The sequence below is a fragment of the Massilia niabensis genome (assembly GCF_042655085.1).
In the GTDB taxonomy this organism is placed as follows: domain Bacteria; phylum Pseudomonadota; class Gammaproteobacteria; order Burkholderiales; family Burkholderiaceae_D; genus Telluria; species Telluria niabensis.
This window is the reverse complement of record NZ_JBHSMU010000003.1, coordinates 100,655-123,158: the sequence shown is the minus strand read 5'-3', so window position 1 is coordinate 123,158 and position 22,504 is coordinate 100,655. Positions and strand designations below refer to the sequence as shown.

Below are 22,504 nucleotides of genomic sequence, written 5' to 3'. Positions count from 1 at the left end.
TCCGCAATTTCAGTTTCGTGTCCCTGCGCGATCTGCTGGTCGCGGCAGGGCCGACCATTCTCCTGGTTGGCATCGCCTGCTTCGTCGCCTACCTGCTGGTCGACCCGGCGCCCCCGCGCCAGGTGCGCCTCGCCACCGGCCAGGAACACAGCGCCTACGAAGCCTTCGGGACCCAGTATGCGAAGGAACTGAAACGCGACGGCATCGTCGTCAGTCTCCAGCCCTCGCTCGGCTCCCAGGAAAACCTCGAACGCCTGCAGCGCGGGCAGGCCGACATCGCCTTTGTGCAAAGCGGCTCGACCAGCGAAGAGCAGGCCGGCAAGCTCGGCCTCGTGTCGCTGGGCAGCCTGTTCACGGAACCGGTGTGGCTGTTCCTGCGCGATACGGTCAAAACGAACAACTTGACCGGCCTGCGCGGCCTGCGCATCAACCTCGGGCCGGAAGGCACGGGTGTGCCGACTTTGTTCCGCCAGGTGTTATCGGTGAATGGCGTCGAACCGAACGAGCTGACCATCGGCGCGCTCGAGAACACGCCGGCGACGGTCGAGCTGCTGGCCGGACGCATCGACGGGCTCGTCTTCAGCTCGGCGCCGGAAGCGCCGCTGATCCAGATGCTGCTGCAAACGCCCGGCATCCGGCTGTTCAACTTCAGCCAGGCCGAAGCCTATACGCGGCGCCTGCCTTTCCTCACCCATGTGACGCTGCCGCGCGCGATCGTCGACCTCGGGCGCGACATCCCGGCCCAGGACTATCACTTGATTGCGCCGACAGCGACGCTCGTCGCCCGCGAAGACCTGCATCCGGCGCTGGTCGACCTGTTCGTGAAGGCGGCCGTCGAGATCCACGGCGGGGCAGGGTGGTTCCAGCAGCAGGGGCAGTTCCCGTCGCCGAAGTACACCGAGATTCCCGTGTCCGACGAGGCGGCCAAATACTATCGCGACGGCCCGCCTTTCCTGCAGCGCTACATGAGCTTCTGGCTGGCCAACCTGTTCGACCGGCTGTGGGTCGTGGTGGTCGCGCTGGCGGCGCTGGTGATCCCCCTGTCGAAGATCGTGCCGCCGCTGTACGTGTGGCGCGTGCGCTCGCGCGTCTACCGCTGGTACGGCGAACTGCGCGCGGTCGAGCAGGCCTGGGAGGGCGTAGTCGACGAACAACGAGAAATCGTGCGCGCCGATCTGCTGCGCCGGCTCGACGAGATCGAGGAGAGCGTCAACCACATCTCGATTCCGCTGGCCTATGCCGACGGCCTGTATGGCCTGCGCGGGCATATCAATATCGTGCGCCAGCGGGTTGCAGCTGATCCTGCCGCACTGCCGGCGGGCGGGTTGGCCGAATAACAATTCTCTCGGGAATCCGATTACACTGGCGGCCCCTGTACGTTCCGAAAGAATTCACGATGCGCCGTCCGCTTCCCCTCCTGGCCCTGAGCATTGCGCTGGGGTTCAGCTCCCTCGGCTCTCCCCTTGCGCTGGCGAATAACCTGGCAGCCCAGGCAAGCGACGCACCGGCCGCAAAACGCAACCTGCGCGCGACCTACACCAAGTACGAGTACCAGATCCCGATGCGCGACGGCGTCAAGCTGTTCACGGCGGTGTATGTGCCGAAGGACAGCAGCCGGACCTATCCCTTCCTCATGCAGCGCACTCCCTACAGCGCCGGCGTGCAGGCGCAGGGCGAGTTGCGCTACGGCGTCGACTGGTTTCCGGAATCGATCGGGCCATCGCGCGAGTTCGAGGACGCCGGCTATATCTTCGTGAAGCAGGACGTGCGCGGCCGCTTCATGTCGGAAGGGAAGTGGCAGGAGATGACGCCGCACGGCAAGGCCAAGCGCCAGGCGGGCGAGGGCGAGGAAAGCCAGGACATGCATGACACCGTGGAATGGCTATTGAAGAATGTGCCGAACCATAACGGCAAGGTCGGCATCCACGGCATCAGCTATCCGGGCTTTTATACGGCGGCCAGCATCATCGATTCCCACCCGGCGATCAAGGCCGCCTCGCCGCAGGCGCCGATCGCTGACCTGTACATGGGCGACGACTCCTATCACGGCGGCGCCTTCATGCTGGCAGCGAACTTCGACTTCTATGCCGCCTTTACCGAGGCCCCGAACCCGACGCCGCTGCCGAAGACGCGCGCCGGGTTCGATTATGGCACGACCGACGGCTACGACTTCTTCCTCAAGCGCCTCACCCTGCCGAACATCCTGGCCACCATGACCGCAGAGCAGCGTGCGCTGCTCGTGCCGACGATCGAGCACGACACCTACGACGAGTTCTGGCAGTCGCGCGCCATCGGTCCGCGCATGAAGAATGTCAAGGCGGCCGTGCTGACGGTCGGCGGCTGGTTCGATGCGGAAGACCCGCAAGGCCCGTTCACGACCTATGGCGCGATCGAGAAGCAGAACCCCGGCATCCAGAACAGCCTGGTGATGGGCCCCTGGGTGCACGGCGGCTGGGCGCGCGGCGAGGGCGCGCGCCTCGGGCATGTGAGTTTCGATAGCAAGACCTCCGAATACTTCCGCAAGGAGCTGCAGTTCCCGTTCTTCGAGCAGCACCTGAAAGGCGTCAAGCCGGCCGCCGGCGTTGCCGAGGTCACCGCCTTCGAGACCGGCAGCAACGTCTGGCGCCGCTACACGGCCTGGCCACCGGTGCAGGCCAAGCCCCTTACGCTGTACTTCGGCCCCAACGGCAAGCTGGAGTGGAAACAGCCGGCGGCCACAGCGGGTGCGGCGTACGATGAATACCTGGCCGATCCCCGCAAACCCGTGCCCTTCATCGCTTACCCGGCCACCGGCGTGCCGCAGGAATACATGGTGTCCGACCAGCGCTTCGCCGCCACGCGCCCCGACGTGCTGGTCTACCAGAGCGAGGTGCTGGAAGAGGACGTGACGCTCGCCGGCCCCGTGACGCCGAAGCTGTTCGTCTCCACCACCGGCACCGACGCCGACTGGGTGGTGAAACTGATCGATGTGTATCCGGCGGCCTATCCAGAAGCGCCGCACGAACGCAAGGGCAGCGACGTGCCCGTGCCGACGCTCGAGATGGGCGGCTACCAGCAACTGGTGCGCGGCAACCCGCTGCGCGGCAAGTTCAGGAACAGCTTTGAGAAGCCGGCGCCGTTCACGCCGGGGAAGGTGGAGGCAGTCAATTTCGACATCGGCCAGGTCAACCACACCTTCCGCCGTGGCCACCGCATCATGGTGCAGGTGCAAAGTTCCTGGTTCCCGCTGGTCGACCTGAACCCGCAGACGTTTACGCACATCCCGAAAGCGCGCCCCGAAGACTTCCAGAAGGCAACCCAGCGCGTGTACCGCGCGCCAGGCACGGCGTCGGGCGTGCAGGTGCTGGTGCTGCCCCGCTGATGACGTAGGGTGTGCGGCTATACCCGAACGTTGGCGTTCACGCTGCTCGAACGCCTGCGTTGCGTTCCGCGGGCATTTAGCCCGCGTCACCCCACGCGTTCAACGCTCGGTTGATCATTCGCGGCGGATCACCCATGGCTGAACGCGTGAGCGGCAGAGCCGCCCACCCTACATTTTTTACGCCCCGACCCAGGGCAGCCCCGCCTTGCACCAGCCGCCGAGCGTCTTGCGGTGGCCTTCGCCATCGCGGTCGCCCTCGAAACCTTCCAGGATATCGAACGAATTGGCGTAACCCAGTTCGGTCGCCACCCGCGCGCTGTGGCGCGAGCGCACGCCGGAGCGGCACAGGAACAGCAGGATTTCGTCCGGGTTCGCCACCTGGGCCAGTTGCTCGCCGAACTGGGGATTCGGCTGGCCCCCGGGGTAGGTGGCCCACTGCACCGCCACATGCTGGGTGTCCGGGACCGCGATGCGGCCCACCCAGTCACGCTCGGCATTGGTGCGCACGTCGACGATCTTGACCCTCGGGTCGGCCTGAAGCAGTGCAAACGCTTCCTGCGGGGTCACGGCACCGGCATAGGATTGGCCCGGCGTGCGGGTACGTGCTGTTGCGAGAATGTCGTCAATCGTCGTCATGGTGTTCCCTGTTCGGTGAATCCGCACCCAATTGGGTCGGTCTTGCTGAAACGGTGCGTGGTGCTTCAAAATGGTGCGCTTTGTCCAGCCCGCACCAAAAAGGTGCAAAAGATGAGTTGGCTGCACCGCGATGGAAAACCGTACTCCGCAAGATTTTATGGTTAAACTCTCGTGTTGCCAAAGAACGATTGCGTATTTGTTCATGCTGGGGAGCTGGCACAGTTCCTGCATTAACGGTAGCAAGCAGGCTGCAGGCAAGCTGATCGGTTTCTGGAAACCTCGCTACCAGCAGCAACCCATTTCATTCAGGAGAAACGCATGGCAAAGACCGCCGCAGATGTGATACAGATGGTGAAGGACAACGAAGTCAAGTTCGTGGATTTCCGTTTCGCGGACACCCGTGGTAAAGAGCAGCACGTCACCGTTCCTGTGTCGCACTTCGACCTCGACAAATTCGAGTCGGGCCACGCCTTCGACGGCTCGTCGATCGCAGGCTGGAAGGGCATCGAAGCATCGGACATGATCCTGATGCCGGACCCGAACACCGCCAACATCGACCCGTTCATGGAAGAGACGACGATGTTCATGCAGTGCGACGTGATCGAACCGTCGGACGGCAAGGGCTACGACCGCGACCCGCGCTCGATCGCCAAGCGCGCCGAAGCCTACCTGAAGTCGACCGGCCTGGGCGACACCGCCTATTTCGGTCCGGAGCCAGAATTCTTCATCTTCGATTCGATCCGCTGGAAAGTCGACATGTCGGGTTGCTTCGTCAAGATCGATTCGGACGAAGCCTCGTGGTCGACCGACGCGAAAACCGAAGGCGGCAACAGCGGCCATCGTCCAGCGGTCAAGGGCGGCTATTTCCCAGTGCCTCCGGTCGACAGCTTCCAGGACATGCGCTCGGAAATGTGCCTGATCCTTGAATCGCTCGGCATCCCTGTCGAAGTGCACCACCACGAAGTGGCCGGCGCCGGCCAGAACGAAATCGGCACCCGCTTCTCGACCCTGGTCGAGCGCGCCGACTGGACCCAGAACCTGAAATACGTGGTCTGGAACGTCGCCCACAGCTACGGCAAGACCGCCACCTTCATGCCAAAGCCGATCAACGGCGACAACGGCTCGGGCATGCACGTGCACCAGTCGATCTGGAAAGACGGCAAGAACCTGTTCGCGGGCGACGGCTATGCCGGCCTGTCGGAAACGGCGCTGTTCTACATCGGCGGCATCATCAAGCACGCCAAGGCACTGAACGCGATCACCAACCCGGGCACCAACTCGTACAAGCGCCTGGTGCCTGGCTACGAAGCGCCGGTGAAGCTGGCCTACTCGGCCCGTAACCGTTCGGCCTCGATCCGCATCCCGCACGTTCCGAACCCGAAGGGCCGCCGCATCGAAGTGCGCTTCCCGGACCCGCTGGCCAACGTCTACCTGTGCTTCGCGGCGCTGCTGATGGCGGGCCTGGACGGCATCCAGAACAAGATCCATCCGGGCGAAGCCGCCTCGAAGGACCTTTACCACCTGCCGCCGGAAGAAGACAAGCTGATCCCGACGGTCTGCTCGTCGCTCGAAGAAGCGCTGGAAGCGCTCGATAAGGACCGCGAGTTCCTGACCCGCGGCGGCGTCTTCAGCGACAGCATGATCGATGCCTACCTGGAACTGAAGATGCAGGAAGTGCAGCGCATGCGCATGACCCCGCACCCGGTCGAATTCGACATGTACTACTCGGCGTAATCGGAAGAAAATACCGAGCTGTTGCGCTACGGCATCAAAAGCTGTAAGCCGAGGTAACAAACGCGGGGAAGGCCAGTGGCTTTCCCCGCGTTTTTATTTGGATGCGGTATATTCGGCTCAACTTTCACTTGCACGGCATACCGTGCTGCTCCTACCGATGCGAACGATGAACACTGGTTTTCGCCGCGGCGCGGCTCTCCTGGCGGGCGGCCTGGCGCTGCAGTTTGCCGCGGCAGCCCAGGCCCAGGTCTACCGTTGTACCGATGCCAACGGCGGCAAGCTGTACACCGACATGAAGAAGGGCAATTGCGAGCTGATCGAGTCCGCGCCCGTCGCGCCGCGCCCGCCGGCGGCGTCCCCGCTGATCCCGGCCGTGCGCCCCGGCAATCCGGCAGCGGCCGCGTCCGGCACCGGCGGCGGGACAACGGCGGCCACGCCGAGCCCGTCCAACTTCCCGCGCGTGGACACCTCGCAGCAGCGCGTGCGCGACGACGACCGCCGCGCCATCCTGAACGAAGAATTGCGTGCGGAAGAAAAGAAGCTGGCCGAGCTGAAAGCGGTCTTCAAGAACGGCGAGCCCGACCGTCAGGGCAACGAGCGCAACTACGCCAAATACCTGGAGCGCGTGGGCCAGATGCGCGACGATATCAACCGCACCGAGCGCAATATCGAAGCGCTGCGGCGCGAGATTGCGAACGTCCGATGAGCACGCCAGCCAGCGCGCAGCCGGCCCGCTTTGCAGGCTTGGAGCTGCTGGCCTCGAGCGTGCTGCTGGTCGACCCGTCCGACCGCGTCTGCTACGCCAACCCGGCGGCCGAGAACCTGCTCGACGCCTCGCTCAAATCGCTGTCGCGCCAGACCCTGGGCGCGCTGTTTTCCAACGGCGAAGAGCTGGCCGCGCTGTGCGCGCAGGCGCGCGCCCATCAGTACGCCGACCTGCGCCAGGACCTGGCACTGGAACGTCCCGGGCGCGAGATCCTGCATGTGCACAGCATCGCCAGCGCCCTGGGCGATGGCGAAGTGCTGATCGAACTGCGCGAGAACGTCCAGCAGCTGAAACTCGACCGCGAGGAGCGATTCCTCGACCAGAGCCAGGCCAACAAGGAACTGATCCGCAACCTGGCCCATGAGATCAAGAACCCGCTGGGCGGCATCCGCGGCGCGGCGCAGCTGCTCGAGCTCGAGCTGCCGCCGCTGCACCTGGGCGAGCTGAAAGAATATACGCAGGTGATCATCAAGGAAGCCGACCGCCTGCAGACCCTGGTCGACCGCCTGCTGGCGCCGCACAGGAAGCCCCACATCGTCGGCGACGTCAACATCCACGAAGTCTGCGAGCGCGTGCGCAGCCTGGTGCTGGCCGAGTTCCCGAACGGCCTGTCCATCCGGCGCGATTACGACGCCTCGATTCCCGAGTTCCGGGGCGACAAGGAGCAGCTGATCCAGGCCGTGCTCAACATCGTCCACAACGCCGCGCAGGCCCTGGCCAAGCGCATCGCCGCGGGCGACGCCGAGATCGTTTTACGCACCCGCGTGGCGCGCCAGGTGACCCTGGCCAAGGTCCGCTACGGGCTGGCATTAGACTTGCATATCATCGACAATGGACCGGGCATCGCACCGGAGATCCGCGACCGTATCTTCTACCCGCTGGTGTCGGGCAGGGATGGCGGCAGCGGCCTGGGGCTGACGCTGGCGCAAACCTTCGTGCAGCAGCACCTGGGCATGATCGAGTGCGAAAGCCGGCCTGGACTGACGGATTTCCGGATCCTGCTGCCGCTTCCATAAGAAGGGGCCGTGTTTCCGCCGTGTCCACGACGAATCTACTGCGGAAAGCACGACTTACATGAAACCAATCTGGATTGTCGACGACGATGCATCGATCCGCTGGGTGCTGGAAAAGGCGCTGGCGCGCGAAAACCTGGAGACACGCAGCTTCTCCAACGCGCGCGACGCGCTGACCGCATTCGAAACCGACACGCCGCAGGTGCTGGTGTCGGACATCCGCATGCCGGGCGAATCCGGCATCGACCTGCTGCAGGCCGTGAAAGCGCGCCATCCGGGCCTGCCGGTCATCATCATCACCGCGTTTTCCGACCTCGATTCGGCGGTCGCCTCGTTCCAGGGCGGCGCTTTTGACTACCTGGCAAAACCCTTCGACATCGACAAGGCCGTCTCCCTGATCCGGCGCGCGCTCGAGGAGAGCCTGCGCGAAGCGAGCGTGGAAGCCGCGCCCGCCGAGACCCCGGAAATCCTGGGCCTGGCGCCGGCGATGCAGGAAGTGTTCCGCGCCATTGGCCGCCTGTCGCAGTCGAACGTGACGGTGTTGATTACCGGCGAATCGGGCACCGGCAAGGAGTTGGTGGCCAGCGCCCTGCACAAGCACAGCCCGCGCGCCCAGCAACCCTTCATTGCGCTCAACACGGCAGCCATCCCGAAGGACCTGCTCGAGTCCGAACTCTTCGGCCACGAGCGCGGCGCGTTTACCGGGGCCCAGGCGATGCGGCGCGGCCGCTTCGAGCAGGCCGAAGGCGGCACCCTGTTCCTGGACGAGATCGGGGACATGCCCTTCGATTTGCAGACGCGGCTTCTGCGCGTGCTCTCGGACGGGCACTTCTACCGCGTCGGCGGACACCAGCCCGTAAAAGCCAATGTGCGCGTGATCGCAGCGACCCACCAGAACCTGGAACAGCGCGTGCGCGACGGCCTGTTCCGCGAAGACTTGTATCACCGCCTGAACGTGATCCGCCTGCGCCTGCCGAGCCTGCGCGAGCGGCGCGAGGACATCCCCTTGTTGGTGCGCCACTTTTTGGTGCAGAGTGCCCACCAGTTGGGCGTCGAACCGAAGCGCATGAGCGAGAGCGCGATGCGCTTCCTCTCCGGCCTGGAGCTGCCGGGCAACGTGCGCCAGCTGGAAAACCTGTGCAACTGGATCACCGTGATGGCCCCCGGCCAGACCGTCGAGATCAAGGACCTGCCGCGCGACCTGACCCAGGCGCCGCCAGCCGGCGCCATGCCTGCTGCGGCGCCGATGGACGGCCCGGCTCCCCTGCCTGTCTCGCTGGCGAGCGCGCCTTCGCCGGACGGCTGGATTGGCCTGCTCGAGCTGCAGGCGGCGAGCATGCTCAGCGCCGGCCAGTTCGAGGTGATGGACACGCTCGGCAAGCAGTTCGAGTCGGTCCTGATCAAGGCCGCCCTGAAGCACACGCACGGCCGCAAGAACGACGCCGCGATGCGCCTCGGGATCGGGCGCAACACGATCACGCGCAAGATTGTCGAGCTGGGGATCGACGGGGCGCGGGAAGAGTAGTCGCCCACCCTGCAGTAATATGCGGCGGATAGTGTAAGCTCTCGCATCCGCCGTCCCATCCATTGCAACTCCCATGCTGATCAACTGCGTCGCCTACCAGGAAGGCAAAAAACTGTCCGATATCCCGGTCGAGGATATCAGCGAGTACCTGAAACAACCGGACTGCTTTGTCTGGGTCGCCTTGCGCGATCCGGACCCTGGTGAGCTGGTCAAGATGCAGGAGGAATTCAGCCTGCACGAACTGGCCGTCGAAGATGCCTCGCGTGGCCACCAGCGTCCGAAACTCGAGGAATACGGCGATTCCGTGTTTACGGTCGTGCATACCGTGAATCTGAACGGCGACGAAATGTGTTCCGGCGAGGTGGCGATTTTCGCGGGACCGAACTACGTGCTGTCGGTGCGGCGTGATTCATCGCAGGGATTTCTCGGCGTCAGGGCACGCACTGAACGCGATCCGCGCTTGCTGAAAATGGGCTCCGGCTTCGTGCTGTACGCGCTGATGGACGCGGTCGTCGACCGTTATTTTCCGATCGTCGACAAGCTCGAGTCCGACCTGGAATCGATCGAGGACCGCATTTTCGGCGGCCAGGGCGCGCAGCGCGACAACATCGAGCACCTGTACGACCTGAAGCGCAATACGCTGGTGCTGCGCCATGCCGTCATTCCGCTGATGGACGCGGTCGGGCGCCTGCACGGCGGCCGGGTGCCAACGGTTGCCTGCAATACCCAGGAATATTTCCGTGACGTCCACGACCACCTGCTGCGCATCTCGGGCCGGCTCGACACCATCCGCGACACCATCGCCACCGCGATCCAGGTCACGCTGTCGATGGTCACCATCGAGGAAAACGACATCAACAAGAAGCTCGCCGCCTATGCCGCGATCTTCGCCGTGTTCACTGCCTTTGCCGGCGTATGGGGCATGAATTTCGAGTTCATGCCGGAGCTGAAGTGGAAGTATGGCTACCCGACCGCCGTCGGGATGATGTTCGGCGTGTGCGGCTACCTGTATTACCGCTTCAAGAAATCGGGCTGGTTATAGCGCGAACACCTCAGGCGGACAGGGGCAGCGGTGCTGCCTCTGCGGAAACGACCCGGTTTCTCCCCGAGGCCTTGGCGGTGTACAGGGCGCTGTCGGCGCGATTGATCGTTTCCGAAAAGCTTTCTCCGTGACGGAACTGGGCAATGCCCATGGAAACCGTCACCTGGATCTTGGCGCCAAGCTCGCCCAGCGACAGCGCCGCCACGCGTTGGCGGATTCTTTCCGCAAACGCTCCAGGGTTGAAGCTGTCGCAGCTCTTCAGTATCAGGATGAACTCTTCGCCGCCATAGCGGCCGAAGCAGTCTTCCTCGCGTACCTCGCTCTGAATGGACTTGGCGACCGCTTGCAGGACCAGGTCGCCCGCGGCATGACCCATGGTGTCGTTGATCTGCTTGAATCGGTCGAGGTCGATCAGGCAGATATGGAAAGTACCGGCGTTCCCCTGCGCGCCTTGCTCCTCCTCCTGCATGCGCTCCCAGATGTAACGGCGATTGAAGATGCCTGTCAGCGGATCGCGAATGGCGAGCTGCCGAATGACGGCGTTGGCATCCTGCAGCCGCCGGAATGCCTTCTTCCTCGAGGCGTCGACCATGGCAACAAAACAAACAATGCCGACGCTCAGGAAGATCATACTGAAGGTGTACATGAAATCCATGTTCTGCTGGACGTTTCCGAACATGCTCACAGTTCCACCGTACAGGTGATATAAAACGAGCAGGCTGGCGGTCGTAATGCCGAGCCAGCACACTCCCGAGAGAACACTTCCAAGCAGGATAGCGATTGTCGGCATGGCGATGAACCACATGCTGCCGGGAGAACTGACACTTGCCAGGAACATCGATTCGAACAGTTTGAACACGAACAAACTGATCAGAAAACTCTCCCGTGCGACCGCGAGGCTGGCGCTCTTCCAGTAAATCCAGGGAGAAGCGACCATCACGACGCCGGCCAGGGCAAGGGACAAGGCAAGCTGCCAGATCCCGAAAAATGCAAACTCGGCTACAAAACCAGCAAGGACCGGCACCGCAAGCAGCGCAAGGTTGAGCAGCCTGGCAATGTCGTCCGCTTCCTCGGAATTCGGGTCGACTTCGGGCGGCGTGACGCGCGCAAGCAAGGACAAGTAGCTGTGTTGAAGGAATTTAGTCAACCGCTCCATATTTGTCACCGAATAACCGAGAAGAGTAGAACCAAACATTATAGGATGTTGCCGTTTGGAAATGTAAGTTGGTCCCGATTTTTCGTGCTCGACTGTCTTTTTTTGGTTGGACCGCCGCTAATTTCGCCCGGCCGTGGCCGCGCTGCCTGCAGTGGCGGCAATGATCAGCGCAATCGCCACCCACTGCACGCCGGACAGGCGCTCGCCGAGCACGAAATAGCCGGCCAGCGCGCCGATGGCCGGGCCGGCGCTGACCAGGATGCCGAACACGCGCCGCGGCAGGCGCGCCAGGGCGCCCATCTCGAGCGAATAAGGCAGGATGCTCGACAGGACGGCGACCGCCAGCCCGGCCGCCAGCACGCTTGGCGCAAAGAGCGCCGTGCCCGCCTGCGCCACGCCCACCGGCACGGCGCACAGCGAGGCCACCAGCATCCCCCAGGCGACCGCATGGCCGCCCTCCAGCGTCGAGACGCGCTTGCCGAACACGATGTACATGGCCCAGCAGAAGGCTGCGCCCAGCGCCCAGGCGACGCCGACCGGGTCGAGCGCCGAAGACGAAGCGCCACCATACAGGGGCGAGAGCAGCCACAGGCCCACGGCGGCGCAGCCGACCCAGGCGACGTCGCGCGGGCGGCGCGAGGACAGCAGCACCAGCGCCAGCGGGCCGGTGACTTCGATGGCGATCGCCACCCCGATCGGGATGCGCGCAAAGGCGGCGTAGATGGTCAGGTTCATGCAGCCGAGCATGAGCCCGTAGACGAGCAGGTTGAGGGCGTCGGCGCGGCCGGGCAGCCGGCGCCAGGGGCGCCAGAAGGCGAGCAGCAGGAGGGCGGCCAGGCCGACGCGCAGCGCGGTGACACCGGCGCTGCCGACGAGCGGGAACAGTCCTTTGGCAAAGGCCGCGCCGACGTTCACTGATACCATCGACGCCAGGATGGCCAATGCCGGCCCGAGGGCCGGGCCGGCGCCCGCCACACCCGCCGGCGGCAAGTTAAGCCTGCAGCGCGGGCACTTGCACGCCCATCGCCAGCGCCACCGCTTCGGCCACGCGGATGCCGTCCACCGCCGCCGACATGATGCCGCCGGCGTAACCGGCGCCTTCGCCGGCCGGGAACAGGCCGCGCGTGTTCAGGCTTTGCAGGTCGTCGTCGCGGCGCTTGATGCGGATCGGCGACGAGGTGCGCGTCTCGACGCCGGTCAGCACCGCGTCTTCCTTGTAATAGCCCTTGATCTGCTTGTCGAAAGCGACAAAGGCTTCGCGCATCGCGCTAATCGCGTATTCGGGCAGGGAAGGGGCGAGGTCGGTCAGGTGCACGGCCGGGCGGAAGGACGGGATCACCGAGCCGAACTCTGTTGACGGCACGCCGCGCACGAAGTCGCCCATCAGCTGGCCCGGCGCGTCGTAGTTGCTGCCGCCCAGTACATAGGCGCGCGACTCGAGCTCGCGCTGGAAGGCGATGCCGGCCAGTGGATGCCCGGGATAATCCTCGGGCGTGATGCCGACCACGATGGCGCTGTTGGCATTCCTCTCGTTGCGCGAGTACTGGCTCATGCCGTTGGTGACGACGCGGCCTTCCTCGCTCGAGGCGGCAACCACCGTGCCGCCCGGGCACATGCAGAAGCTGTAGACCGAGCGCCCGTTCGCGGCGTGGTGCACGATCTTGTAGTCGGCCGCACCCAAAATCTTGTTGCCGGCGTTCGGGCCGAAGCGGCAGACGTCGATCAGCGACTGCGGGTGCTCGACCCGGAACCCGATCGAGAACGGTTTCGCTTCCACATACACGCCGCGCTTGTAGAGCATCTCGAAGGTGTCGCGCGCGCTGTGGCCGACCGCCATCACGAGGTGGGTGGTCGGAATGTGTTCGCCATTGGCCAGCACCACGCCGCGTACCTGGCGCACGCCGTTTTCCTCGCTGACGACGATGTCGTCAACGCGCGTCTGGAACCGAATTTCGCCGCCCAGCGAGATGATTTCGGCCCGCATCTGCTCGACCATTTTCACCAGGCGGAAGGTGCCGATGTGCGGCTTGCTGACATACATGATCTCTTCCGGCGCACCGGACTTCACGAATTCGGTCAGCACCTTGCGCCCGTAATGCTTCGGGTCCTTGATCTGGCTGTACAGCTTGCCGTCCGAGAAGGTGCCGGCGCCGCCTTCGCCGAACTGCACGTTCGACTCGGTGTCGAGCTTGCGCTTGCGCCAGAAGCCGAAGGTGTCGACGGTCCGTTCGCGCACGATCTTGCCCCGTTCCAGCACCAGGGGATTGAGGCCCATCTGGGCCAGGATCAGCGCCACGAACAGGCCGCAGGGGCCGGTGCCCACCACGACCGGGCGCGGCGTGCCGGCCGGCGGGCGCGCGGCGTCGACGAATTTGTAGCCGGTGTCGGGCGAGGGCAGGATGTACTGGTCGCCCTTCAGGCGCGCCAGCACCGCTTTCTCATTGTTGACCTCGACGTCGATCGCGTAGATCAGGACGATGGCCGCTTTTTTGCGCGCATCGTAGCTGCGCTTGAAGACATTGAAGTCGATCAGGTCGCCGGCCTCGATGCCAAGGCGCTTGAGAATCGCGTCGCGCAGGGCGTGGTCGGGGTGGTCGAGGGGAAGTTTGAGTTCGTTAATTCGCAGCATATGAGTCAGGGGTGCGCCCGCGCGAGGAGGGCGAATCGGTGTAATGCGCAAGTATAAGGCATAGGGCAGGGCGGGGAGCCGTAAGCGCCGGCGCAGGGTGGGAAACAGACATTCCTGCCTCGGCAGGCGTTTATTGCAGTCGCATAGTTAAAAAGAAATCAATGATTTAACACCCGGAGGCAGATGATTGCGCCATTTTGGCGCGCCGCGACAGAATGTTCGGTTTTGGTGCAGGCGTGCCTCTTTCGATAGCGCAGCAGTTGCTGCGACGCACCATAAAAAAGCGTTGGATTTAACCTGTTGTTTCTATGTAAGCGGGCTGTCGCGTTTTGTTGACACCCGGACTTTTGGTATGGTTTTATGTATTCATTCAGATAATGTTTGATTTGATTCAAGCGTTAATTGAGAGTGCCTGTGCTAACCCGCCAGGCCTAAAAAAACAGCAGGCATGCAAAGCGGTAAAAACCAGTTGCCTTATTTTCGGCCGCTTTGCCGCAAACATACTTCACCTGCCGCCCGCGTCAGCGCGGACAGGCAGGGATGCGCCGCAAGGGGCGTCACGGTCGAGAGAGACAGACAGTTTTCCCCGGTATTTGCCGCGGGAATGCTGAATGAAAAAAACCACTTTAAAAAAGCCCAAGAAGGAGAAGTATCCATGACGTTCAAGTTGAAGTCGATGCCTCACGCAATCGCGATCCTGGCAGCCACAGGCGCCCTGGCAGGCATGAATCCGGCGATGGCGCAGCAGCAGCCTGAAACAGCCGCCATGCAGCGCGTCGTCGTGACCGGCTCGCTGATCAGCCGTGCCAACACTGAAACCCCGACCCCGGTCCAGGTGCTGACCGCGCAAGACATCCAGCGTAGCGGCAAGACTTCGGTCGCCGAACTGCTGACCGACCTGGCCGCCAACGGCGCCGGCACCCTGGGCACCGGCTTCTCCGGCGCATTCGCCAACGGCGCATCGGGCATCTCGCTGCGCGGCCTGACCGTCGGCGCCACCCTGGTGCTGATCGACGGCCATCGCATGTCTCCGTACCCGCTGTCGGATGACGCACAGCGCTCCTTCGTGGACGTGTCGTCGATCCCGTTCGACGCCATCGAAAGCATCGAAGTCCTGAAGAGCGGCGCATCGTCGCTGTACGGTTCGGACGCGATTGCCGGCGTGGTCAACATCAAGCTGAAGAAGCAATTCAAGGGCACCCGCCTGAACGCCGAATACGGCGACACCGATCGCGGCGGCGGCAGGACCCGGCGCACCTCGTTCAGCACCGGCATCGGCGACATCGACGCCGATGGCTACAATACCTTCATCACCGCCGAGTGGCGTGAGCAGGAGGCGATCAAGGTTGCACAGCGCGACCAGTACGGCTGGGCCAACCGCAACTGGCTTTCGCGTGGGGGTAACGACCTGACCCTCGGCGTGCCGACCAGCCTGAACGGCGGCCTGACCGCGGCCAGTACCCCGTTCCTGTACAACTCCGCGACGGCTGCCCAGGGTAACCCGAACCCCGGTGCTACCAACCCGGCCAACTTCCGCTTCCTGGATCCAAAGTGCAACTACGAGCTGTACCGCGCCGGCGGCTGCGCGGTGCGCGACGAAGTCTCCAACATCCAGCCTGCAACCGAGAACCTCAACGTCGTGATCGGCATGACCAAGAAGCTGAGCGACGACTGGGAAATCGCGTTCAAGGGCTCGCTGTTCAAGCGCGACAGCATCAACAACCGTGGCGTCCCCGGGGCCTATTCGCCGAACAACTTCGCCGGCAGCACCACCCTCGTCAACGGCGTGCTGACCGGTGGCGTGAACCGCATTGCGAATACCCGCTTCGCACCGGGCGCGCCAGTCGGCTTTGGGCGGACCAATCCGTTCGGCCAGGCCGCCTCGCTGTACGGTTATATCCCGGGACTCGCTCCACTCAACACCACGGACAACACCTCGAAGAGCACGCGTTTCTCGGCCGACCTGACCGGTAGCGCCTACGGCTGGGACGTCAACGCCGCCGTCGGCGCCACCCGCGTCAAGGTCGATGCGGAATACAGCGGCTACGTCAACCGTGCAGCCCTGTACAACGCCATCAACCAGGGTCGCTGGAATGTGCTGGGCCCGAACTCGCCTGAGCTGATCCAGGAAGTCTCGCCGACGTTCAGCAACAGGCTGGAAACCACCCTCAATTACTTCGACCTGTCCGGTTCGCGCGAGCTGATGCAACTGGGCGCAGGCCCACTGGCCGTCGCGGCCGGCGTCCACTGGCACAACCTGAAGCAGAACGCGCCGCCGTCGAGCCAGACCCTGAACGGCGCGGTGGCCAGCACCTCGGCCTTCGCCATCGGCGAAGAGACCAACAGCGCGGCCTTCGCCGAAATCCGCGCGACCCCGATCACGAACCTCGAAGTCAGCGTCGCCGGCCGTTACGACCACTACGATACCTACGGCCGCTCGTTCACGCCGTCGGCCAACTTCAAGTGGACCCCGATCCGCCAGGTCGGCGTGCGCGGTAACTTCGCACGCGGCTTCCGCGCGCCGAATCCGTCCGAGGTGGGCAATGCAGGTTCGTTCTTCACCTTCAACGCGATCAACGACCCGATCCTGTGCCCGAACGGCCTGACCAGCACCGCCGGCAACGTCATCGCGGCCTGCGGCCAGAACCCGCCGTACGTCCAGACAACGACCAACCAGAACCTGTCGCCGGAAAAATCGAAGTCGTACACCTTCGGTATCATCGTCGAGCCGATGCGCGGCCTGAACATGAGCCTGGACTACTACAACATCGAGATCAGCAACCTGATCGTGACGCGCGCTGGTAACGATCCGACCTACGTGCCCCAATGGGTACGCGGCGCGGCGGTGCCGACCACGGTGTCGGCTGGCGGCACGGCCACGACGCTGGCAACCCCGATCGTCGGCCCGATCCTGTACGGCGAGTCGCCGTACATCAACGCGGGTAGCACCCAGACCCACGGTATCGAAGCGGACGTGCGTTACCGCTGGCGCCTGGCGAACGACTTGGGCGCCGTAACGGCAAACCTGAGCGCGGCCCACACCTTCGGTTATGAAACCACCGTGGCAGGCACCACCTACCAGCTGGCCGGCACCCAGGGTCCGTCGTCGGTCGGCGGCGCCACCGGCAACCCGAAAAACCGTGCCCAGCTCGCCCTCGGCTACAACCGTGGCCCGCTGGATGTGACCGCGACGGTGAACTACACCAGCGGCTTCTCGACCAAGGATCCGTCGCACGACGCCGTGGATTGCAACAGCACCGCTCTCAACGTCGGTGGCCGCACCTACTTCCAGGGTCTTCCCCAGCCTCTGGCGTACTGCGACGTGTCGTCGTTCACCACGACCAACCTGAACGTCCAGTACAAGCTGAGCGAGAACCTGACCCTGCGCGCCGCTGTCCTGAACCTGTTCGACAAGGAGCCACCGTATGACGTCGGCACCTACGGCAACGCCGGTGCGCAGACCTCGTACAACGCTTCGTTGCACCAGGCTGGCGCCATCGGCCGCTTCTACAGCCTGGGACTGGCTTACCAGTTCTGATCGGCTGATGTGATGCGGCGGCAGCGATGCTGCCGCTTGAATACAAAACCCCGGTAGCAGGGATTCCTGCGACCGGGGTTTTTTTCGTGTAGCGAATGCTGGCAGCCGCTTGTTTATATACCGTTCCAGATCCCGCCCAGCATCGCCAGCGCCGCCAGCGCGGCGGTCTCGGTGCGCAGCACGCGCGGGCCCATCGACAGCGCCAGGGCGCCGGCCGCCAGCGCCGCGTCTTCTTCCTCGCGCGTAAAACCGCCCTCGGGGCCGACCAGGAGCGTGAGCGGTTGCGGGGAGCTCGCCTGCGCCCATCCCGCCAGCGATTGCGTGGCCCGCGGACTGAGCAGTATGCGTGGCTGCGGCGCGGCCGGCGCCGTGCCCAGCCAGCGCCCGAAGTCCGCCAGCGGGGAGAGGGCGGCCAAGCGGTTGCGCCCGCTCTGCTCGGACGCCGCCACGATCACGCCCTGCCAGTGCGCGTGGCGCTTCTCCGCGCGCTCGCCCGACAAGCGCACCACGCTGCGCTGCGCTGCCAGCGGCTGCACGGCGGCTACCCCGAGCTCCACCGCCTTTTCGATGATCCAGTCCATTTTCGAGCCCTCCGGCAAGCCCTGGGCCAGGGTCACGGCGTAGGGCAGTTCGACCTCGACCGGCTCATGGGCCCCCACGCTGGCGCTTGCCCGCCGCTTGCCGATGTCGACCAGCGTTGCCCCGTACTGGCCGCCATGGCCGTCGAACAGCGTCAGTTCGGCGCCCGGCTGCATCCTGACGACGTGCAAGTGATGGGCAACGGATTCCGGCAGGTCGACGAGGGCGCCGCCCGTGAGCGGCTGGGGACAGTAAAAGCGGGGCATGCGGCTCCTTATATAAACAGGCAAAACCTGCATTTTAATTCGGCAGCGATTGGGCAAGGGAGTGCTCTGGTAAAATACCGGGTTACGGCCAGCCGCATCGCCTCCGCCTTCAATCCAGACCACGTTTTTCATGACATCTATGCAAACCACTACCTTGATGGCCAACGCGATCCGCGCGCTGGCAATGGACGCTGTCCAGAAAGCCAACTCCGGCCACCCTGGCATGCCAATGGGCATGGCGGAAATTGCCGTCGCCTTGTGGGACAAACATTACCGCCACAACCCGGCCAACCCGGGCTGGCTGAACCGCGACCGCTTCCTGCTGTCGAACGGCCACGGCTCGATGCTGCACTACGCGCTGCTGCACCTGGCGGGCTACGACCTGTCGATGGACGACCTGAAGGACTTCCGCCAGCTGCACTCGAAGACCCCGGGCCACCCGGAAGTGCACATCACGCCGGGCGTGGAGACGACTACCGGCCCGCTGGGCCAGGGCATCGCCAATTCGGTCGGCATGGCGCTGGCCGAGTGGCTGCTGAGCTATGAATTCAACCGCCCGGGCTTCGAGGTGGTGGACCACTACACCTACGCATTCCTGGGCGACGGCTGCCTGATGGAAGGCATCTCGCACGAAGTCGCCTCGCTGGCCGGCACGCTGCGCCTGAACAAGCTGATCTGGCTGTACGACGACAACGGCATTTCCATCGACGGCAAGGTCGAAGGCTGGTTCACCGACGACACCCAGAAGCGTTTTGAAGCCTATGGCTGGAACGTGATCCCGAAGGTCGACGGCCACAACGTCGCGGCCGTCTCGGCAGCGATCGAGCAGGCCAAGGCGTCGGACCGTCCGACCCTGATCTGCTGCAAGACCATCATCGGCAAGGGCGCCCCGAACCTCGAGGGCGGCGACAAGGTCCACGGCGCCCCGCTGGGCGACAAGGAAATCGCGGCCGTGCGCCAGCACCTGGTATGGGATCCGATCCCGTTCGACATCCCGACCGAAATCTACGACGCATGGGACGCGAAAGCGCGCGGCGCCGAGCTGGAATCGGCCTGGAACACGATGTTTGCCGAATATGCGGCGAAGCACCCGGACATGGCTGCCGAACTCGAGCGCCGCATGAAGGGCGAACTGCCGGGCAACTTCCAGCAGACGCTGGACGCGGCGATCGCCGCCTGCATCGACAAGAAGGAAACCATCGCCACCCGCAAGGCCTCGCAGAATGCGATCCAGGCGCTGGCGCCGGTGCTGCCGGAATTCCTGGGCGGCTCGGCCGACCTGACCGGTTCGAATCTCACCAACTGGAAAGAATGCGTCGCCGTGCGTTCCGGCATCGCCGGCAACCACGTCAACTATGGCGTGCGCGAATTCGGCATGGCCGCGATCCAGAACGGCGTTGCCCTGCACGGCGGCTTCATCCCGTTCGGCGCGACCTTCCTCACCTTCTCGGACTACAGCCGCAATGCCCTGCGCATGGCCGCCCTGATGAAGATCCGCTCGCTGTTCGTGTTCACCCACGACTCGATCGGCCTGGGCGAAGACGGCCCGACCCACCAGTCGGTCGAGCACGTCTCCTCGCTGCGCCTGATCCCGAACCTGGACAACTGGCGTCCGTGCGACACCGTGGAATCGCAGGTTGCCTGGGGCGCGGCAGTGCAGCGCTGCGACGGCCCGTCGACCCTGATCTTCTCGCGCCAGAACCTGCCGTTCATGGAACGCGACGCCGCCACGGTGTCGAACGTGGCCAAGGGCGGCTACGTGCTGCGGGATGCGGAAAACCCGGCCGTGATTCTGATTGCCACCGGCTCCGAAGTCGAACTGGCCATGAAGGCCGCCGATGCGCTGGCAGGCGAGGGCGTTGCCGCACGTGTGGTATCGATGCCGTCGACCGACGTCTTCGAGCGCCAGGACGCAAGCTATAAAGCCAGCGTGTTGACACGCGGCACGCCACGTGTTGCCATTGAAGCCGGCGTGAGTGACTTCTGGTACAAGTATGTCGGCCTGGAAGGCGCGGTCGTGGGCATCGACACCTTCGGCGAGTCGGCACCGGCGCCCGTACTGTTCAAGCACTTCGGCTTCACTGTCGAGAACGTCGTGGCGAAGGCCAAAGCGGTCATCGCAGGCTAAGAACAAGCACACAATAAGGTCGCGGGAGAGGCTGGTCCCTTCCCGCCTGCTAACGGTTTTTTTTAATCAGGAGCAAAGAGTATGACCATCAAAGTTGCAATCAACGGCTACGGCCGCATCGGCCGTAACATCCTGCGCGCTTTCTACGAAGGCGGCAAACAGCAGGACATCCAGATCGTCGCCATCAACGACCTGGGCAATGCCGAGTCGAATGCCCACCTGACCCGCTACGACACCGCCCACGGCAAGTTCCCGGGTACCGTCACGGTCGAGGGCGACAACATGATCGTCAACGGCGATTCGATCCGCGTGTTCGCGCAGCGTAACCCGGCCGAAATCCCATGGGGCGAGCTGGGCGTGGACGTGGTCCTGGAGTGCACCGGCTTCTTCACCACCAAAGAGAAGGCTTCGGCCCACCTGAAGGGCGGCGCCAAGAAAGTCATCATCTCGGCGCCAGGCGGCAAGGACGTCGACGCAACGATCGTCTTCGGCGTCAACCAGGAAGTGCTGAAAGCGACCGACACGGTCATCTCGAACGCATCCTGCACCACCAACTGCCTGGCCCCGCTGGTCAAGCCGCTGAACGATGCGATCGGCCTGGAAACCGGCCTGATGACCACCGTGCACGCCTACACCAACGACCAGGTGCTGTCGGACGTGATGCACGAAGACCTGCGCCGCGCGCGTTCGGCCACCCAGTCGATGATCCCGACCAAGACCGGCGCCGCTGCCGCTGTCGGCCTGGTGCTGCCGGAACTGAACGGCAAGCTGGACGGCTTCGCGATCCGCGTGCCGACCATCAACGTGTCGCTGGTCGACCTGTCGTTCATCGCCAAGCGCGACACGACCGTGGACGAAGTCAATGCGATCCTGAAGACGGCTTCGGAAGGCGCCCTGAAGGGCATCCTGACGTACCAGACCGAACCGCTGGTCTCGATCGACTTCAACCACAACCCGGCCTCGTCGAATTTCGATTCGACCCTGACAAAAGTCTCGGGCCGCCTGGTGAAGGTGTCCTCGTGGTACGACAACGAGTGGGGCTTCTCGAACCGCATGCTCGACACCACCGTCGCGCTGATGAACGCCAAGTAATTCTCGTCACTCAGGTAGGTCACTGAGGTACAAAAAACCCGCCGATCGGCGGGTTTTTTTGTAGGGTGGGCACTTGTGCCCACGCGGTCTCAGCAGTGGATACCATGCGGCTCGATCGCAACGGCAACCTGTGATCAAAGGCCGTACCGCGTGGGCTCAAGAGCCCACCCTAAGAACACCGCGAAACCAACATCGGAACGCCTCAGCCCTTCGGCCAGGGCGTCAGGATCTCGAAGCCATTGCCGGTCACGGCGATCATGTGCTCCCATTGGGCCGACAGCGAACCGTCGCGCGTGACCACGGTCCAGCCGTCCTCGAGCTGGGCCACTTCGTCGTCGCCGGCGTTGATCATCGGCTCGACCGTGAAGGTCATGCCTTCCTTGAGCAGCAGGCCCGTGTTCGGGCGGCCGTAGTGCAGGACCTGCGGGTCTTCGTGGTAGACGCGGCCGATGCCGTGGCCGCAATAGTCGCGCACCACGGAGTAGCCGGCGCTTTCCGCCAGCTTCTGGATCGCGTGGCCGACGTCGCCCAGGCGCGCGCCGGGGCGCACCGCGCGGATGCCCGCCATCATGCACTCGAAGGTGGTGTCGACCAGGCGCTTCGCTTCAGGACTCGGGGTGCCGGCGTAGTACATGCGGCTGGTGTCGCCGTGCCAGCCGTCCTTGATGACGGTGACGTCGATGTTGACGATGTCGCCGTCCTTCAAAATATCGGTTTCGCTGGGGATGCCGTGGCAGACGACGCCGTTGACCGAGGTGCACAGGGTCTTCGGGAAGCCGTGGTAGCCGACGTTGGCCGGCGTGGCCTTTTGCACCTTGCGGATGTATTCGTTGCAGCGGCGGTCGAGCTCCTCGGTCGAGACGCCGGGCTGCACGTATTCCTTGATCATCTCCAGCACCTCGGCGGCCATGCGGCCGGCGACGCGCATCTTGGCGATGTCCTTGTCGTTCTTGAGTTTGATTGCCATTGTTCGTGTAGTCGATAAAGCGGCCGCGCCGCTCAATCCGCCATGATACCGCAGCCCGGAATGAAAAATGCC

General features: G+C 64.1%; 16 protein-coding genes. 10 read left to right on the top strand and 6 right to left on the bottom strand.

All coding sequences use genetic code 11. The features are described from left to right. The first annotated feature begins 17 nt into the window (after positions 1 to 17). Positions 18 to 1,337 (top strand): TAXI family TRAP transporter solute-binding subunit, encoded by a 1,320-nt coding sequence (locus ACFPN5_RS00710; RefSeq protein WP_379779070.1) that lies wholly within the window; start codon positions 18 to 20, stop codon positions 1,335 to 1,337. A 59-nt stretch (positions 1,338 to 1,396) separates the two neighbouring features. Beyond that, positions 1,397 to 3,361: a CocE/NonD family hydrolase gene (locus ACFPN5_RS00705; protein ID WP_379779068.1), complete on the top strand. Its 1,965-nt coding sequence runs from the start codon at positions 1,397 to 1,399 to the stop codon at positions 3,359 to 3,361. A gap of 177 nt (positions 3,362 to 3,538) precedes the next feature. Here ACFPN5_RS00705 and ACFPN5_RS00700 read toward each other — a convergent pair whose 3' ends face one another. Then, entirely contained in the window at positions 3,539 to 3,997 is a 459-nt protein-coding gene (locus tag ACFPN5_RS00700) for a rhodanese-like domain-containing protein (RefSeq protein ID WP_379779066.1), read from the bottom strand. A 318-nt stretch (positions 3,998 to 4,315) separates the two neighbouring features. On the opposite strand from ACFPN5_RS00700, the gene glnA reads away from it, so the two are divergent. The 5 genes from glnA to corA all read left to right on the top strand — a co-directional run bounded on the left by glnA (position 4,316) and on the right by corA (position 10,077). Continuing rightward, positions 4,316 to 5,731, top strand: coding sequence for a type I glutamate--ammonia ligase (gene glnA / locus ACFPN5_RS00695; RefSeq protein WP_379779064.1), 1,416 nt, complete (start codon positions 4,316 to 4,318; stop codon positions 5,729 to 5,731). Positions 5,732 to 5,897: 166 nt separating this feature from the next. Further along, a complete protein-coding gene (locus ACFPN5_RS00690) occupies positions 5,898 to 6,437 on the top strand; it encodes a DUF4124 domain-containing protein (RefSeq protein ID WP_379779062.1) in 540 nt (179 codons plus the stop codon). Continuing rightward, entirely contained in the window at positions 6,434 to 7,513 is a 1,080-nt protein-coding gene (glnL, locus tag ACFPN5_RS00685) for a nitrogen regulation protein NR(II) (RefSeq protein ID WP_379779060.1), read from the top strand. The genes ACFPN5_RS00690 and glnL overlap by 4 nt, the downstream gene beginning before the upstream one ends. 58 nt (positions 7,514 to 7,571) lie before the next feature. Continuing rightward, positions 7,572 to 9,035 carry a nitrogen regulation protein NR(I) gene (gene ntrC / locus ACFPN5_RS00680; protein WP_379779058.1) on the top strand — a complete coding sequence of 488 codons (1,464 nt, stop codon included), beginning with the start codon at positions 7,572 to 7,574 and terminating at the stop codon, positions 9,033 to 9,035. A 73-nt stretch (positions 9,036 to 9,108) separates the two neighbouring features. Beyond that, entirely contained in the window at positions 9,109 to 10,077 is a 969-nt protein-coding gene (gene corA / locus ACFPN5_RS00675; RefSeq protein ID WP_379779056.1) for a magnesium/cobalt transporter CorA, read from the top strand. A gap of 10 nt (positions 10,078 to 10,087) precedes the next feature. Here the strand turns inward: corA and ACFPN5_RS00670 are convergent, their stop codons facing one another. From ACFPN5_RS00670 to ACFPN5_RS00660, 3 genes are all read right to left on the bottom strand, one after another. Continuing rightward, on the bottom strand, positions 10,088 to 11,233 hold the full coding sequence (locus ACFPN5_RS00670) for a GGDEF domain-containing protein (RefSeq protein ID WP_379779054.1): 1,146 nt from the start codon (positions 11,231 to 11,233) through the stop codon (positions 10,088 to 10,090). Positions 11,234 to 11,350: 117 nt separating this feature from the next. After that, complete coding sequence (locus ACFPN5_RS00665; protein ID WP_379779788.1) at positions 11,351 to 12,157, bottom strand: EamA family transporter; 807 nt, start codon at positions 12,155 to 12,157, stop codon at positions 11,351 to 11,353. Positions 12,158 to 12,224: 67 nt separating this feature from the next. Next, a complete protein-coding gene (locus ACFPN5_RS00660) occupies positions 12,225 to 13,862 on the bottom strand; it encodes an NAD(P)/FAD-dependent oxidoreductase (RefSeq protein WP_379779052.1) in 1,638 nt (545 codons plus the stop codon). A 655-nt stretch (positions 13,863 to 14,517) separates the two neighbouring features. Between ACFPN5_RS00660 and ACFPN5_RS00655 the strand changes: the two genes are divergently transcribed. Next, entirely contained in the window at positions 14,518 to 17,400 is a 2,883-nt protein-coding gene (locus tag ACFPN5_RS00655; protein WP_379779050.1) for a TonB-dependent receptor, read from the top strand. A gap of 113 nt (positions 17,401 to 17,513) precedes the next feature. On the opposite strand, the gene ACFPN5_RS00650 is transcribed toward ACFPN5_RS00655, so the two are convergent. Next, entirely contained in the window at positions 17,514 to 18,245 is a 732-nt protein-coding gene (locus tag ACFPN5_RS00650) for a 16S rRNA (uracil(1498)-N(3))-methyltransferase (protein WP_379779049.1), read from the bottom strand. Between the two features lie 130 nt (positions 18,246 to 18,375). On the opposite strand from ACFPN5_RS00650, the gene tkt reads away from it, so the two are divergent. Both tkt and gap read left to right on the top strand, forming a co-directional pair. Beyond that, positions 18,376 to 20,373, top strand: a complete 1,998-nt coding sequence (tkt, locus tag ACFPN5_RS00645) for a transketolase (RefSeq protein WP_379779047.1) — start codon at positions 18,376 to 18,378, stop codon at positions 20,371 to 20,373. A gap of 81 nt (positions 20,374 to 20,454) precedes the next feature. Further along, positions 20,455 to 21,465 carry a type I glyceraldehyde-3-phosphate dehydrogenase gene (gap, locus tag ACFPN5_RS00640; protein WP_379779045.1) on the top strand — a complete coding sequence of 337 codons (1,011 nt, stop codon included), beginning with the start codon at positions 20,455 to 20,457 and terminating at the stop codon, positions 21,463 to 21,465. Between the two features lie 202 nt (positions 21,466 to 21,667). Here the strand turns inward: gap and map are convergent, their stop codons facing one another. Further along, entirely contained in the window at positions 21,668 to 22,432 is a 765-nt protein-coding gene (gene map / locus ACFPN5_RS00635) for a type I methionyl aminopeptidase (protein ID WP_379779043.1), read from the bottom strand. Between the last annotated feature and the right edge of the window lie 72 nt (positions 22,433 to 22,504).

Coding starts and splice junctions, on each gene's coding strand:
- ACFPN5_RS00705 (WP_379779068.1), top strand. CDS start 1,397: ATGCGCCGTCCGCTTCCCCTCCTGGCCCTGAGCATTGCGCTGGGGTTC.
- map (WP_379779043.1), bottom strand. CDS start 22,432: ATGGCAATCAAACTCAAGAACGACAAGGACATCGCCAAGATGCGCGTC.
- ACFPN5_RS00650 (WP_379779049.1), bottom strand. CDS start 18,245: ATGCCCCGCTTTTACTGTCCCCAGCCGCTCACGGGCGGCGCCCTCGTC.
- gap (WP_379779045.1), top strand. CDS start 20,455: ATGACCATCAAAGTTGCAATCAACGGCTACGGCCGCATCGGCCGTAAC.
- glnA (WP_379779064.1), top strand. CDS start 4,316: ATGGCAAAGACCGCCGCAGATGTGATACAGATGGTGAAGGACAACGAA.
- tkt (WP_379779047.1), top strand. CDS start 18,376: ATGACATCTATGCAAACCACTACCTTGATGGCCAACGCGATCCGCGCG.
- ACFPN5_RS00700 (WP_379779066.1), bottom strand. CDS start 3,997: ATGACGACGATTGACGACATTCTCGCAACAGCACGTACCCGCACGCCG.
- corA (WP_379779056.1), top strand. CDS start 9,109: ATGCTGATCAACTGCGTCGCCTACCAGGAAGGCAAAAAACTGTCCGAT.
- ACFPN5_RS00655 (WP_379779050.1), top strand. CDS start 14,518: ATGACGTTCAAGTTGAAGTCGATGCCTCACGCAATCGCGATCCTGGCA.
- ACFPN5_RS00660 (WP_379779052.1), bottom strand. CDS start 13,862: ATGCTGCGAATTAACGAACTCAAACTTCCCCTCGACCACCCCGACCAC.
- ntrC (WP_379779058.1), top strand. CDS start 7,572: ATGAAACCAATCTGGATTGTCGACGACGATGCATCGATCCGCTGGGTG.
- ACFPN5_RS00665 (WP_379779788.1), bottom strand. CDS start 12,157: ATGGTATCAGTGAACGTCGGCGCGGCCTTTGCCAAAGGACTGTTCCCG.
- ACFPN5_RS00690 (WP_379779062.1), top strand. CDS start 5,898: ATGAACACTGGTTTTCGCCGCGGCGCGGCTCTCCTGGCGGGCGGCCTG.
- ACFPN5_RS00670 (WP_379779054.1), bottom strand. CDS start 11,233: ATGGAGCGGTTGACTAAATTCCTTCAACACAGCTACTTGTCCTTGCTT.
- glnL (WP_379779060.1), top strand. CDS start 6,434: ATGAGCACGCCAGCCAGCGCGCAGCCGGCCCGCTTTGCAGGCTTGGAG.